The organism is Pseudomonas reactans, from assembly GCF_013387025.1.
Taxonomy (GTDB): Bacteria; Pseudomonadota; Gammaproteobacteria; order Pseudomonadales; family Pseudomonadaceae; genus Aquipseudomonas; species Aquipseudomonas reactans.
In genome coordinates this window covers 18,894-33,580 of the sequence record NZ_JACAQP010000035.1, presented here as the reverse complement: position 1 = coordinate 33,580, position 14,687 = coordinate 18,894, and the positions used below count along the sequence as shown (strand labels likewise).

Here is a 14,687-nt window from a genome sequence, read left to right as displayed (position 1 = left end):
GCGAGGCACCGAGTGTTGGGGCGAAGGCCTTTTGGTTACTTTTGGGCCTTTCCAAAAGTGACCCGCCGTAAGGGCGGAACCATAAGCAGCCGTCACCTAAATAACGGATATGTACGCCCCCCTCACAAATTCTCATACCGATTCATATCCAACACCCCCTCCTCAACCGGCGTAGTCTCACGAATGTACGCCGACAAATCATGGAAATACTGCCAAAACAGCGGATGACTACGCCGCACCCCCCAACGATCCACAATCTTCTCAAACCGCTTGGCATCCTTGGCCCGCTCCATCTCAGCGACAAACTCCGGCACTTCCTGGGCCGGAATATTGAACATAAAGTTCGGGTAGCTACTCAGCACACCAGGATAAATCGTCACCGTATCCAGGCCCGGCTGATAGCGATAAGCCTCACCCAACAGAAACGCCACATTACTGTGCGCACGATTGCGCAACATGCTGTAGACCACCCGCTGACCACTGGCAGTCTCAACCCGCAGCATCGTCGCTTCAGGCAGCTGATCAATGACCTTGAGCCCAGCGGCCGGGCGTGAAGTCAGACGGCTCAGCGCCTGCTCCGCATCCTGAATGGCGGGGTCGACACCATCACGGGAACAATAGGCACCCATGCAACGGTTGATCGGATCCGGACTCGCATTCAAATCGCCATAACGCGCCAGCAACTGGTTGGCAAAGTCGCGCTTCGGATCGTTTTCGCTCAGGTGCAGGCCGGTAGGCTTATCGTCATCAATCGCCTCATAGTCCAGCCACAGCTTGAGTTTACCGCTGTTCTGATACCAATCATCCATAAAGTCATTGCGGGAATCAGCCGGCATCAGACGCAGAAAGTTCTGCTCGGCACCATTGCGGATGAGGTCGAAGTACAGCCGGGTCTGCGCCTGGTGCGACACATTGCCGAACACATCGAAATTCACCGCCAGTTGGTAATAGGTGCGCTCCAGCAATGGATAATCGAACAACCACATCGTCTGCGGGACCTCGCCAATCAAGCCTTTGGTCACCGAAGCGCTGTCGAAGTGGCGGAAAATGCTCAGCAAGGCATTGTCATTACCGGCCCACAGGCTCGACCAGCTTGGCGGCGGCAAGTCGGCGTAGCTGTCGCGGCGCAGGGCCTCGTATGCATTACGCTTGTCGCGATAAGCCAGCCACAGGCTGAGCACACTGCCAACATCATCGTTCTGCCCCGGCATGGCCAGCAACGGCGTGGCCTGGCCGCGGTAGCGCGCATCGGTGATGTACAGGTCGTGGTCCGGGTCTTGGAACAACGTCCAGAAGTTGTCGCGGATCACATCCGTGGCAATCTGCCCACGGCACACCGGCCCACGGATAAAGGTGCGTACGAAGTACTCGGCGTTGTCCAGCATGAACTGGTAGCGCGCCTTGGCCGGAATGGCTTCGAAAGTTTCAAACGGATTGGCGCGACGGCCTGGGCCATAGCCCGGCAACGCGTCGACCTGCCAGTTGCCGGCGTAGAACAGCGCTTTGATGCGCGCCATCTTCTCGGCACTGAACGGGTACGTGATGTGGGTTTTATGCACGATCACGCCCTGCACCGGCCACAGGCGGTAATACACACGGGTGCCAGGGTCATCGTTGGGACGACGGGTGGCGATCAGGTCGATCGGCTGGCCGCTGGGTGTACGCGAGCGTACCCACTGGAAAAAATGCCCCGGCTCGCCGTTTTCAAAATAGATATGCGCGAGGAACAAATGCTCGAACAACCAGCGCGCTACCAGGCTTTCCCGCGCTCCGGGCTGGTTGAACAGGTTTTCCCACTGCTGCACCTGCAGGGCTTCCTTGGCACTCGGCGCCAAGCCTTGTTCATCAATCGGCGCGCCGGACGCGAGCCAGCGTTGCAAGGTCTGATACTGCTGGTCCGTCAGGCCGGTGACCGCCAGCGGCATGCCTTCCTTGGGATGGGCACCCGCGTAGGCATTAAATTCGCCCGGCATGGCACACATGTTTTCGCGGTTCAGGCCCAGTACGATGTCTTCGGGCAGCTTGGCGTTGGGTTGCAGCGGTGCGTTATGGCCCAACTCCAGCATGCGCGCCATCAAGGCGGCCTGGCTGCCTTGGGCGTCCAGCACCGAATAGAAGCCTTTCTGCTGCCAGGCCTGCTTGCCGAAGGCGTCATAGAACAGCCGCGTGGTTGGCGTCGCCTGGCTGCGCTCACCATCGTAGACCGGCACTTTGCTGGCGCCTCGGGCAGCGCCTTCGCCACTGCCCAGGTTCAGTTGGCAGGCAGAGTCGTAGCAGGCATGGCAGGCCACGCATTTCTCGGTGAAGATCGGTTGGATATCGCGGGTATAGGAAATCGCGGGGGCAGGACTTTGTGCCTGGGAGGTGCTGGCAATCAGCAACAGCGCGGCGCTGACAATAAGACGAAGTGACATGTATCCGGTTCCGATCCGAAGCGTACGCTGAAAATTTGCCGATGATTCTACCGGGCCACACCCTACAGCAACATGAACGATATTCATGCAAAAACTGCGCATGCTCTAAATCGGCACAGGTTTGTTATGATTCACGCCCTCCGAAATGCCTGACCAGAGTAGTCCCATGTCCGATCGTAGCGTTCGTCTGCAAGCCCTTCATCAAGCCCTCAAGGAACGTATCCTGATCCTCGACGGCGGTATGGGCACGATGATCCAGAGCTACAAGCTTGAGGAAAACGACTACCGTGGCAAACGCTTCGCCGATTGGCCAAGCGACGTCAAGGGTAACAACGACCTGCTGGTGATCACCCGCCCGGACGTGATCGGCGGCATCGAAAAGGCCTACCTGGATGCCGGCGCCGACATCCTCGAAACCAACACATTCAATGCCACGCGCATCTCCATGGCCGACTACGGCATGGAAGAACTGACCTATGAGCTAAACGTAGAAGGCGCACGCCTGGCGCGCAAGATCGCCGACGCCAAGACCGCAGAAAACCCGGCCAAGCCGCGTTTCGTCGCCGGCGTGCTCGGCCCGACCAGCCGCACCTGCTCGCTGTCGCCCGACGTGAACAACCCCGGCTACCGCAACGTGACCTTCGATGAACTGGTGGAAAACTACACCGAGGCCACCAAAGGCCTGATCGAAGGCGGTGCCGACCTGATCCTGATCGAGACCATCTTCGATACCCTCAACGCCAAGGCCGCGATCTTTGCCGTGCAAGGTGTGTTTGAGGAACTGAGCATCGAACTGCCGATCATGATCTCCGGCACCATCACCGACGCCTCCGGCCGCACCCTGTCGGGCCAGACCACCGAAGCATTCTGGAACTCCGTGGCCCACGCCAAGCCGATTTCCGTGGGCCTGAACTGCGCCCTGGGTGCCAGCGAGCTGCGCCCGTACCTGGAAGAGTTGTCGAACAAGGCCAACACCCACGTCTCCGCGCACCCCAACGCTGGCTTGCCAAACGAGTTCGGCGAGTACGATGAACTGCCCTCGGAAACCGCCAAGGTCATCGAAGAATTCGCCCAGAGCGGCTTCCTCAACATTGTCGGCGGCTGCTGCGGCACCACGCCGGGCCACATTGAAGCCATCGCCAAGGCCGTCGCCGGTTACGCGCCGCGCCAGATCCCGGATATCCCGAAGGCTTGCCGCCTCTCGGGCCTGGAGCCGTTCACCATTGATCGCAGCTCGTTGTTCGTCAACGTCGGCGAGCGTACCAACATCACTGGCTCGGCCAAGTTCGCCCGCCTGATCCGCGAGGACAACTACACCGAAGCCCTGGAAGTCGCCCTGCAGCAGGTGGAAGCCGGCGCCCAGGTGATCGACATCAACATGGACGAGGGCATGCTCGATTCGAAGAAGGCCATGGTGACCTTCCTCAATCTGATTGCCGGCGAGCCGGACATCTCCCGCGTGCCGATCATGATCGACTCCTCCAAGTGGGACGTGATCGAGGCTGGCCTCAAATGCATCCAGGGCAAAGGCATCGTCAACTCCATCAGCATGAAGGAAGGCGTGGAGCAGTTCATCCACCACGCCAAGCTGTGCAAGCGCTACGGCGCCGCCGTGGTAGTGATGGCGTTCGACGAAGCCGGCCAGGCCGACACCGAAGCGCGCAAGAAAGAGATCTGCAAACGCTCCTACGACATCCTGGTCAATGAAGTCGGCTTTCCGCCGGAAGACATCATCTTCGACCCGAACATCTTCGCGGTCGCCACCGGTATCGAAGAGCACAACAACTACGCTGTCGACTTCATCAACGCCTGTGCCTACATTCGTGACGAACTGCCGTACGCGCTGACCTCCGGCGGCGTGTCCAACGTGTCGTTCTCGTTCCGTGGCAATAACCCGGTGCGTGAGGCGATCCACTCGGTGTTCCTGCTGTATGCGATCCGCAACGGCCTGACCATGGGCATCGTCAACGCCGGCCAGTTGGAGATCTACGACCAGATCCCGGCCGAGTTGCGCGACGCAGTTGAAGACGTGGTACTTAACCGCACGCCGGACGGCACCGACGCCCTCCTCGCCATCGCTGACAAGTACAAGGGCGACGGCAGCGTAAAAGAGGCCGAGACCGAGGAATGGCGTGGCTGGGACGTGAACAAGCGTCTGGAACACGCGTTGGTCAAAGGCATCACCACCCATATTGTTGAAGACACCGAGGAGTCGCGGCAGTCGTTCGCACGCCCGATCGAAGTGATCGAAGGCCCGCTGATGTCCGGCATGAACATCGTCGGCGACCTGTTCGGCGCGGGCAAAATGTTCCTGCCCCAGGTGGTGAAATCCGCCCGTGTGATGAAGCAGGCCGTGGCGCACTTGATTCCGTTCATCGAGCTGGAAAAAGGCGACAAGCCGGAAGCCAAGGGCAAGATCCTGATGGCCACGGTGAAAGGCGACGTGCACGACATCGGCAAGAACATTGTCGGCGTGGTGCTAGGCTGCAACGGCTACGACATTGTCGACCTGGGCGTGATGGTGCCGGCAGAGAAGATCCTGCAGGTGGCCAAGGAGCAGAAGTGCGACATCATCGGGCTGTCCGGCCTGATCACGCCGTCCCTGGATGAGATGGTGCACGTGGCTCGCGAGATGCAGCGCCAGGACTTCCACCTGCCGCTGATGATTGGTGGCGCCACCACCTCCAAGGCGCACACGGCGGTGAAGATCGAGCCCAAGTACAGCAACGATGCGGTGGTGTATGTCACCGACGCCTCGCGTGCAGTCGGCGTGGCGACTCAGTTGCTGTCCAAGGAGCTGAAAGCCGGCTTCGTGGAGCGTACCCGCGAGGAATACGTGGAAGTGCGCGAGCGCACCGCAAACCGCAGCGCCCGCACCGAGCGCCTCAGCTACCCGGCGGCCATCGCCAAGAAGCCGCAGTTCGACTGGAGCACCTACACGCCGGTAGTGCCGACCTTTACCGGCGCCAAGGTGCTGGACAATATCGACCTCAACGTACTGGCCGAGTACATCGACTGGACGCCGTTCTTCATATCCTGGGACCTGGCGGGAAAATTCCCACGCATTCTGACTGATGAAGTCGTAGGGGAAGCCGCCACCGCGCTGTACGCCGATGCCCAGGAAATGCTCAAGAAGCTGATCGACGAAAAACTCATCAGCGCCCGTGCCGTGTTCGGTTTCTGGCCGACCAACCAGGTGCAGGACGATGACTTGGAAGTCTACGGTGACGACGGCCAGCCGATCGCCAGACTGCACCACTTGCGCCAGCAGATCATCAAGACCGACGGCAAGCCGAACTTCTCCCTGGCCGACTTCGTCGCGCCCAAGGACAGCGGCGTGACCGATTACATCGGCGGCTTCATCACCACCGCTGGCATCGGCGCCGAAGAAGTGGCCAAGGCCTACCAAGATGCGGGCGACGACTACAACTCGATCATGGTCAAGGCCCTGGCCGACCGCCTGGCCGAAGCCTGCGCCGAATGGCTGCACCAGCAAGTGCGTAAAGACTACTGGGGTTACGCCAAGGACGAGCAACTGGACAACGAAGCGCTGATCAAGGAGCAGTACAGCGGCATCCGCCCTGCCCCGGGCTACCCGGCCTGCCCGGATCACACCGAGAAAGGCACGTTGTTCCAACTGCTCGACCCCGAGGCTCGCGAGATGGAAGCGGGTCGCAGTGGCGTGTTCCTTACCGAGCACTACGCGATGTTCCCGGCGGCGGCGGTCAGCGGCTGGTACTTCGCCCACCCGCAGGCGCAGTACTTTGCCGTGGGCAAGGTCGACAAGGACCAGGTGGCGAGCTATACAGCGCGCAAAGGCCAGGACCTGAGCGTGACCGAGCGTTGGTTGGCGCCGAACCTGGGTTACGACAACTAAGCCCGGCGGGATTGTCTATGCTGTCCCTCACACACCTTGTGTCGAGGGATGTATGGACGATCCAGTCAACAACAAGCCCCCTACCTTCTGGCAGATGCTGCACAGCGTGATGGCAGCCGCCTTTGGCGTGCAAAGCGGCAAGAACCGCGCCCGCGACTTCACCCACGGCAAACCCAGCCACTTTGTGGTGTTGGGTATTCTGTTTACGGCGGTGTTTGCCTTGACGCTATTCGGCATCGTCAAGCTGGTGCTGCTGATGGCCGGTGTCTAACGCAGCAGCAGTTGCAGGCTGAACGGGTAACGGTAGGACACCGGCTTGCCCACGGCAGACAGTGCGCGAAAATCAACGGGCGCCGTGGGCCCTAGCAAGCGTTGTGCCTGCGGGGCGTCTATCAGTTGGAACAGCGCTTCCTGGCGGTCACGCCCACCATGGGCGCTGATATCCACGCCCTTGGCATCATCATTGATCAACACCATCGCCCACCCGCCCAGGGTGAAATGCCCGGCGACCAGCGTACTCAAGCGCCCCTCCAGCCGCGCCTGCAAGATCTGCGGCGAACTGTTCACCGCGCTGAACAACACCTCCTGGCCCGGCACGCGTCCGCTGCCCTGCAACGCCTGCATGGCACCCAGCGCCATCTCGTCGTTGGCCGTCCACACCAGTGCGGTTTGCGGGTAGCGCTTGAGCAACAGCGTGGCTTGCTCGAAGGCGCGCTGGCGACTCCATTCGCCGTAGACCAATTGACGCAGGCGTACTTCAGGGTGCTCGGCCAGGGCGCGATGCAGGCCCTGTTCGCGCAACTGTGCGGCCGGGGTGGTTTTGGTGCCAGAGAATGCCAATAGGTCGATGGTCTCACCGGCTGCGACCGGACCGTGCTGGCGCAGTAGATCGGTGAGCATCAGGTAGCCGGCCTGTTCGTCGTCAGCGACCATGCTGGCGATCCAGCCTGCACTGTTGCCGAGCAATTGCACCTGATCGGCGGTCAGCGCGTTGTTCACGATCAGCAGCTTCACCCCACTGCCCTGGGCCATGCGCAGGATCTGCGGGGCAACGTACTGCTCGTTTACCAGTACCAGGTAATCCGGCCGCTCGCTGCCTTGCAGTGCTTCGCGCGCCTGATTCAGCGTGTTATTTGCATCGCGCTCGGAATAACGCACACGCAAATGCAAGCCGAGGTCCTTGGCACCGGCCTGCATGAATTGCGCGTAGCTGACCCAGAAGGTTTCCGTCGACATGCCAGGGTTGAGAAACACCACCGACGTGGCATGGGCCATGGCCCCATACGCCGATCCCAGCAACCACACACACGCAATCAGCACCTTCGACATGGATGTTCAAGCCTTGAAGTTTGACCGTCATGATAGTGGCATTACGACAGTCAATCGAGGCTGTTTACTGGTGGCTTACCCAGAACACGGCCGTTCCCACGACCAGAATGATCAGGAACAGGATGGCCCAGGCATCAACGGTACTGTCGGGTTTACGGGCTTTTGTCGGATTGCTCATCGCATCGCCTCTTGTCGGTTTTATAGGTGATTGCACGAAGACACGAGCACAGTAAAGTTGATGATTGCCCGCATGACAAATGTGGGTATGGCGATAACGGTTCTCATTAGGCGATTTGGTTATTTGCATATACTCAAACATCACTTTTGCGCATAAACGCAAACTGGTATCGTGCGCCGGCTCCGTTGGGAGTGCGCGGCCGTGCGCGCAGATTTGCCGAGAACAGGACCTATATGTACGTATACGACGAATACGATCAGCGCATCATCGAGGACCGCGTCAAGCAGTTCCGTGATCAGACCCGACGCTATCTGGCAGGTGAACTGAGCGAAGAAGAGTTCCGCCCTCTGCGCCTGCAAAATGGCCTTTATGTTCAGCGCTTTGCGCCGATGCTGCGGGTGGCCGTGCCCTATGGCCAACTGACGTCGCGCCAGACGCGCATGATGGCCAAGATTGCCCGCGACTTCGACAAAGGCTATGCCCACATCAGTACCCGCCAGAACGTCCAGTTCAACTGGCCGGCGCTGGAAGATGTGCCGGACATCCTGGCTGAATTGGCCACCGTGCAGATGCACGCCATTCAGACCAGCGGTAACTGCCTGCGCAACGTGACCACCGACCAATTCGCCGGCGTGGCCGCTGACGAGCTGATCGACCCACGCCCCTGGTGCGAAATCGTCCGTCAATGGACCACCTTCCACCCCGAATTCGCCTACCTGCCGCGCAAGTTCAAGATCGCCATCAATGGCTCGACCTCGGACCGTGCGGCCATCGAAGTGCACGACATCGGCCTGGAGCCGGTGCACAACGAAGCTGGCGAGCTGGGCTTTCGCGTATTGGTCGGTGGCGGCCTGGGCCGTACCCCGGTGGTCGGCGCCTTCATCAACGAGTTCCTGCCGTGGCAGGACCTGTTGAGCTACCTCGATGCGATCCTGCGGGTCTACAACCGCTACGGCCGCCGTGACAACAAGTACAAGGCCCGGATCAAGATCCTGGTCAAGGCGCTGACCCCAGAGGTGTTCGCCCAGAAAGTCGACGCCGAGATGGAACACCTGCGCGGCGGCCAGACCACCCTGACCGAAGCTGAAGTGCACCGCGTCGCCAAGCACTTCGTCGACCCTGAATACAAAGCCCTGAGCAATCAGGACGCCGAGCTCGCAGCGCTGGACCAAGAACACCCAGGTTTCGCCCGCTGGCGTGGCCGCAACACCCTGGCGCACAAGAAACCAGGTTATGTCGCGGTGACCCTGTCGCTGAAACCGACCGGTGTTGCACCGGGCGATATCACCGACAAGCAGCTGGACGCCGTCGCCGACCTGGCCGAGCGCTACAGCTTCGGTCAACTGCGCACCTCCCACGAGCAGAACATCATCCTCGCGGACGTTGAACAGAGCCAACTGTTCACCCTGTGGGGCGAGCTGCGCGAAGGCGGTTTCGCTACGCCGAACATCGGCCTGCTGACCGACATCATCTGCTGCCCGGGCGGCGATTTCTGCTCCCTGGCCAACGCCAAGTCGATCCCGATTGCCGAATCGATCCAGCGCCGTTTCGACGACCTGGACTACCTGTTCGACATCGGCGAGCTGGACCTGAACATCTCCGGTTGCATGAACGCCTGTGGTCACCACCACGTCGGCCACATCGGCATCCTGGGCGTGGACAAGAAAGGCGAAGAATTCTACCAAGTGTCCCTGGGTGGCAGCGCCAGCCGCGATGCGAGCCTGGGCAAGATCCTCGGCCCATCCTTCGCCCAGGAAGCCATGCCTGAGGTGATCGGCAAGTTGATCGATGTGTACATCGAACAGCGTACCGAAGATGAGCGTTTCATCGACACCTACCAGCGCATCGGCATCGACCTGTTCAAGGAGCGCGTCTATGCAGCGAATCATTAAGAACAACGAAGTCCTCGACGAAACCTGGCACCTGCTGCCCAAGGACGCGAGTTTCGACGGCATTTCCAACTGCGATGACCTGATCGTGCCGTTGGCCTTGTGGCGCGAACACGCGCACGCTCTCAAGGCGCGCGATGGCGGCCTGGGCGTATGGCTGGATGCAGAGGAAGAAGCCGAAGAAATCGGTGACGACGTGGAACACTTCCAGGTTATCGCGCTGAACTTCCCGGCGTTCACCGACGGCCGCAACTACTCCAACGCGCGCCTGCTGCGTGACCGTTACGGTTACAAGGGCGAGCTGCGCGCGATTGGCGATGTACTGCGCGACCAACTGTTCTACCTGCGCCGCTGCGGGTTCGATGCCTTCGCCCTGCGCGCCGACAAAGACCCGTACGAAGCGCTGGAAAGCCTCAAGGACTTCTCGGTGACGTACCAGGCCGCCACGGATGAACCACTGCCGCTGTTCCGTCGTCGCCAATAAACTGTAGGAGCGGGCTTGCCCGCGAAGATCGTCAACGATAACGCGTGAGTCCTGGATGAGCGTGTTGTCTGTGAGGTTTTCGCGAGCAAGCTCGCTCCTACAGGTTCTCGCTGATCATTCCTAATACCTGCTTTTGCCCTACGCTGCACGGCACACCTTCCGGCTGCGCCCGTACCGCCTCGATTACCCCCAACAACTGCGCCTTACTGTGAGCCAACTGCGCCTGCATCTCTTCGATCTGCGCGACCTTGCGCTCCAGCGCCTCGATCAACTCCTCGCGCTTGTGCTCGCCCGGCGCCGGCATCAGCGCCTTGAGTTCCTGCAAGGTAAAGCCTGCCTGTTGCGCGCTCTGGATCAGTTGCAGGGTTTGCAGGGCCTCTGGTGCATAACGCCGATAACCATTGGCCTGGCGCCCCACTTGGCTGATCAGCCCCTCGGCCTCATAAAAGCGGATCCGCGACGCCGCCAGCCCACTCTGCTTTGCCAGCTCACCAATATTCATCGCCGCACCCGCTTGACATTAAAGTTAACTTTAAGCTTAGCCTGAGGCCTCCCCCGTTCAGGAGTCAACCCATGTCACCCTTTGAAGCCCTGCAACTGCCCAATGGCCAAGTCCTCTCCAACCGCATCGCCAAGGCCGCGATGGAAGAAAATATGGCCGATGGCAATCAGGCCCCGTCCCCTGAACTGAAGCAGTTGTACAAGGCCTGGGCGCAGGGCGAGCCTGGCTTGTTGATCACCGGCAACGTGATGGTCGACCGCCGCGCCATGACCGGCCCCGGTGGCGTGGCCCTTGAAGATGAGCAGCACCTGGCGAGCTTTCGCGAGTGGGCCGACGTGGCCCGTGGCAACGGCGTGCACTTCTGGGTTCAGCTCAGCCACCCAGGCCGCCAGACGCCGGCAAACCTGCGCCAGCAAGCCATTGCACCGTCCGCCGTGGCGCTCGACCTGGGCGGTTTCTCGAAGATGTTTGCCACACCCAAGGCCATGACAGAGGGCGACATCCAGGACGTGATCCAACGCTTCGCCACCAGCGCACGCCTGGCCGAAAAAGCCGGATTTACCGGTGTACAGATCCACGGCGCCCATGGCTATTTGCTCAGCCAGTTCCTGTCGCCGTTGAGCAACCAGCGCACCGACCGCTGGGGCGGCGCCCTGGAGAACCGCGCGCGGTTGTTGCTGGAAGTGATCCATGCGGTACGCGCCAACGTCAGCCCGTCGTTTTGTGTCGCCGTCAAACTCAACTCCGCCGACTTCCAACGGGGCGGTTTTGCAGAAGCCGATGCACGCGCCGTGGTCGAAATGCTCAACCCGCTGCCCATCGACCTGCTGGAATTATCCGGCGGCAGTTACGAAGCACCGGCTATGCAAGGCGAAGCGCGTGACGGCCGCACCCTGGCACGGGAGGCGTACTTCCTGGAGTTCGCCAGCCAACTGGCAACCATCGCCAAGATGCCGGTGATGGTCACCGGTGGCATCCGCCGCCTGCCCATCGTGCAACAGGTACTGGACAGTGGCGTCGCCATGGCCGGGATCGCTACTGCCCTGACGCTGGAGCCGCAACTGATCCAACACTGGCGCGAGGGCCTCGACCCCAACCCGCAACTCAAGCCCATCGACTGGAAGCGCAAACCCCTGGCCTCCCTCGCCATCCTCGCCGTGGTGCGCTACCAGATGCGCCGCCTCAGCCGCGGCCATTTGCCCAAGGCCAATGTTGCGCCGTGCATGGCGTTGGTGCGCGACCAATGGTTTCTGGCGCGGCGTACCCGGCAGTACCGGGCGGCCATGACGCAATCTTCACATTAAAGGATGAACATCCGCCGTGATCGAACTGTCCCCTATTGATCAGCAGTTTTTAACCTCACTGACGATTGGAGTTCTTCATGGCGAAAATCAACCTGGCCCAGCAATTGGCGACCACCCTTGAACAGGCGGGGATCAAGCGCATCTGGGGGCTGACCGGCGACAGCCTCAACGGCCTTACGGACGCCCTGCGCACCATGGACAGTATCGAGTGGATGCATGTGCGTCATGAGGAAGTGGCTGCGTTCGCCGCTGGCGCCGAAGCGGCGGCCACCGGAGAACTGACCGTGTGCGCCGGCAGTTGTGGGCCGGGCAACCTGCATTTGATCAATGGCCTGTTCGACTGCCATCGCAATCATGTGCCGGTGCTGGCAATTGCCGCGCAGATTCCGTCGTCGGAGATCGGCCTGAACTACTTCCAGGAAACCCATCCGCAGGAACTGTTCAAGGAGTGCAGCCACTTTATCGAGCTGGTCACCAACCCCGAACAGATGCCTCACGTGCTGCACCGCGCCATGCGTTCGGCGATCCTCAATCGCGGCGTCGCGGTGGTGGTGATTCCGGGCGATGTGTCGCTGCTGGAAGTCGAAGACAAGCTCAAGCCGTGGCCAGCCCTGCACGCGCCACGCACGCTACCGGCAGAACAGGACCTGCAACGCCTTACCGATATCCTGGAAAGCAGCCAGAAAACCACCTTGCTGTGCGGCAGCGGCTGTGCCGGCGCTCATGACCAAGTGGTCGCCCTGGCTGACGCCCTCGGCGCTCCCGTAGTACACGCGCTGCGCGGTAAAGAACATGTGGAATGGGACAACCCGTTCGACGTAGGCATGACCGGCCTGATCGGCTTCAGCTCGGGCTACCATGCCATGCTCGACTGCGACACCTTGATCATGCTCGGCACCGACTTCCCCTACCGCCAGTTCTACCCAACCGACGCCAAGATCATTCAGATCGACCGTAACCCACAGGCCCTCGGCCGCCGCGCCACACTGGACCTGGGTATTGCCGCGGATGTCAGCGAAACCATCGGCGCCCTCCTACCGCGCCTGACACGCAAGCCCGATCGCAGCTTTCTCGAAACGTCCCTGAAGCATTACGAGAAAGCCCGCCAAGGGCTGGATGACCTCGCTCAACCCTCGAAAGCCAATCGACCGATTCACCCGCAATACGTCGCACGTTTGCTCAGTGAATTGGCGGATGACGATGCGATCTTCACCGCCGATGTCGGCTCGCCCACCGTGTGGGCTGCGCGCTATTTGAAGATGAATGGCAAGCGCCGCCTGATCGGTTCGTTCAACCACGGCTCAATGGCCAATGCCATGCCCCAAGCCATTGGTGCCCAGGCAGCCTTTCCGGATCGCCAGGTGATCTCGATGTCCGGTGACGGTGGTTTCGCCATGTTGATGGGGGATTTCATCTCGTTGGCGCAGTTGAAACTGCCGGTGAAAGTCATCGTGTTCGATAACTCTTCCTTGGGGTTCGTTGCCATGGAAATGAAGGCTGCGGGCTATCTGGATGCCGGCACCGAACTGAAAAACCCGGATTTCGCCGCCATGTCCAACGCCATGGGCATCCTCGGCATTCGCGTGGAGCAGTCCGAAGACCTGGAACCGGCCCTGCGCCGCGCCCTCGCCCATGACGGCCCGGTGCTGGTGGACGTGGTCACCGCGACCCAGGAGCTGGTGATGCCGCCGACCATCAAGCTGGAACAGGCCAAGGGTTTCAGCCTGTATATGCTCAAGGCGGTGATGAGTGGCCGTGGCGATGAAGTGATCGAACTGGCGCGTACCAACTGGTTGCGCTAGCGCAGGGAAGCACCGTAGCGGACCACCACTTCGGTGATCACCTCGACCATGCGCGGGTCCGCATCCGGCGCGCTGAACAGGCGGAACTCGGCATCGGGCAATTCGGGTAACCCGTGCTCGGCACCGAGTATCGTCAAGCCGGGCACCAGTTGGCTGCGCGCAATCGGCGCGATGGCAAAGCCGGCCAACGCGGCAGCATGCAACGCCGCGTAGCTGGCGCAGAGCATGGCGGTACGCTGGGCGATACCCGCCTGGGCCAGGCGTGAAAGCGCCGCTTCGCGATAAGGGCAAGGCTCGGGAAACAGCGCCAAGGGCAAGGGCGTCGGCAATGTCGTCAGCGGTTGCGCAGACCAGGCCCACACCAGCGGCTCCTGCCACAGCGCCAGGCCAGGCTCGCTGGACTCGCACAATGAACCCACCACCACATCCAATTCGCCCAGCTTCATCAGCGCTAGCAATGAACCGGGAATACCCACCTGCACAGTGATTTGCAGGCCGGGATACTGCGCGGCAACCTCCTGCAACTCGCGCAACAGACGCGCATCCGCGAACTCTTCCGAAACACCAACGCGCAGGTTCCCTTCAAATGCCGAGCGCGTCAGCTCGGCCCAGGCATTGCGATTCAACGCCAGGATGCCCCGCGCGTAAGCCATCAGGCGTTCGCCGTCCGCCGTCAGTTGCTGGGAGCGCGTGGTGCGGGTAAGCAAGGGCTTGCCCACCTGTTCCTCAAGACGCCGCAGATGCCCGCTGACCGCCGATTGCGTGAGGTGCAAACGGGCAGCGGCGCGGCTGAAGCCCTCTTCGTCGACGACGGCGACAAAGGTTTTTAGCAGGACGATATCGAACATATTCTGATAACAGATTAATCAGGCGATAAAACACGATTTATATTTCACTTGGCGTTATGT

General features: G+C 60.8%; 10 protein-coding genes. 6 read left to right on the top strand and 4 right to left on the bottom strand.

What is annotated here, in order from left to right; all coding sequences use genetic code 11:
• Positions 1-122: 122 nt before the first annotated feature.
• Positions 123-2,414: a fatty acid cis/trans isomerase gene (locus HX793_RS25360; RefSeq protein WP_016979700.1), complete on the bottom strand. Its 2,292-nt coding sequence runs from the start codon at positions 2,412-2,414 to the stop codon at positions 123-125.
• Positions 2,415-2,580: 166 nt separating this feature from the next.
• Here HX793_RS25360 and metH point away from each other — a divergent pair, with 166 nt between their 5' ends.
• Both metH and HX793_RS25350 read left to right on the top strand, forming a co-directional pair.
• Complete coding sequence (metH, locus tag HX793_RS25355; RefSeq protein WP_177094423.1) at positions 2,581-6,291, top strand: methionine synthase; 3,711 nt, start codon at positions 2,581-2,583, stop codon at positions 6,289-6,291.
• Between the two features lie 52 nt (positions 6,292-6,343).
• On the top strand, positions 6,344-6,562 hold the full coding sequence (locus HX793_RS25350) for a DUF2970 domain-containing protein (protein WP_177094414.1): 219 nt from the start codon (positions 6,344-6,346) through the stop codon (positions 6,560-6,562).
• Here the strand turns inward: HX793_RS25350 and HX793_RS25345 are convergent.
• Positions 6,559-7,620, bottom strand: a complete 1,062-nt coding sequence (locus HX793_RS25345; protein WP_177094412.1) for an ABC transporter substrate-binding protein — start codon at positions 7,618-7,620, stop codon at positions 6,559-6,561. The two genes, HX793_RS25350 and HX793_RS25345, sit on opposite strands and share 4 nt — an antisense overlap.
• A gap of 411 nt (positions 7,621-8,031) precedes the next feature.
• Here HX793_RS25345 and HX793_RS25340 point away from each other — a divergent pair, with 411 nt between their 5' ends.
• Both HX793_RS25340 and HX793_RS25335 read left to right on the top strand, forming a co-directional pair.
• Complete coding sequence (locus HX793_RS25340; protein ID WP_016979706.1) at positions 8,032-9,690, top strand: nitrite/sulfite reductase; 1,659 nt, start codon at positions 8,032-8,034, stop codon at positions 9,688-9,690.
• Entirely contained in the window at positions 9,674-10,171 is a 498-nt protein-coding gene (locus HX793_RS25335; RefSeq protein ID WP_016979707.1) for a DUF934 domain-containing protein, read from the top strand. Before HX793_RS25340 ends, HX793_RS25335 begins: the two co-directional genes overlap by 17 nt.
• A gap of 97 nt (positions 10,172-10,268) precedes the next feature.
• On the opposite strand, the gene HX793_RS25330 is transcribed toward HX793_RS25335, so the two are convergent.
• Positions 10,269-10,673, bottom strand: a complete 405-nt coding sequence (locus tag HX793_RS25330; RefSeq protein ID WP_016979708.1) for a MerR family transcriptional regulator — start codon at positions 10,671-10,673, stop codon at positions 10,269-10,271.
• A 71-nt stretch (positions 10,674-10,744) separates the two neighbouring features.
• Here HX793_RS25330 and HX793_RS25325 point away from each other — a divergent pair, with 71 nt between their 5' ends.
• The gene (locus tag HX793_RS25325) at positions 10,745-11,977 is read left to right on the top strand and encodes an NADH:flavin oxidoreductase/NADH oxidase family protein (RefSeq protein WP_177094411.1); all 1,233 of its coding nucleotides are present in this window, start codon (positions 10,745-10,747) and stop codon (positions 11,975-11,977) included.
• A 77-nt stretch (positions 11,978-12,054) separates the two neighbouring features.
• Positions 12,055-13,779, top strand: a complete 1,725-nt coding sequence (gene poxB / locus HX793_RS25320) for a ubiquinone-dependent pyruvate dehydrogenase (protein WP_177094408.1) — start codon at positions 12,055-12,057, stop codon at positions 13,777-13,779.
• Here poxB and HX793_RS25315 read toward each other — a convergent pair.
• Positions 13,776-14,627 (bottom strand): LysR family transcriptional regulator, encoded by an 852-nt coding sequence (locus tag HX793_RS25315; RefSeq protein WP_016979711.1) that lies wholly within the window; start codon positions 14,625-14,627, stop codon positions 13,776-13,778. The two genes, poxB and HX793_RS25315, sit on opposite strands and share 4 nt — an antisense overlap.
• Positions 14,628-14,687 lie beyond the last annotated feature (60 nt).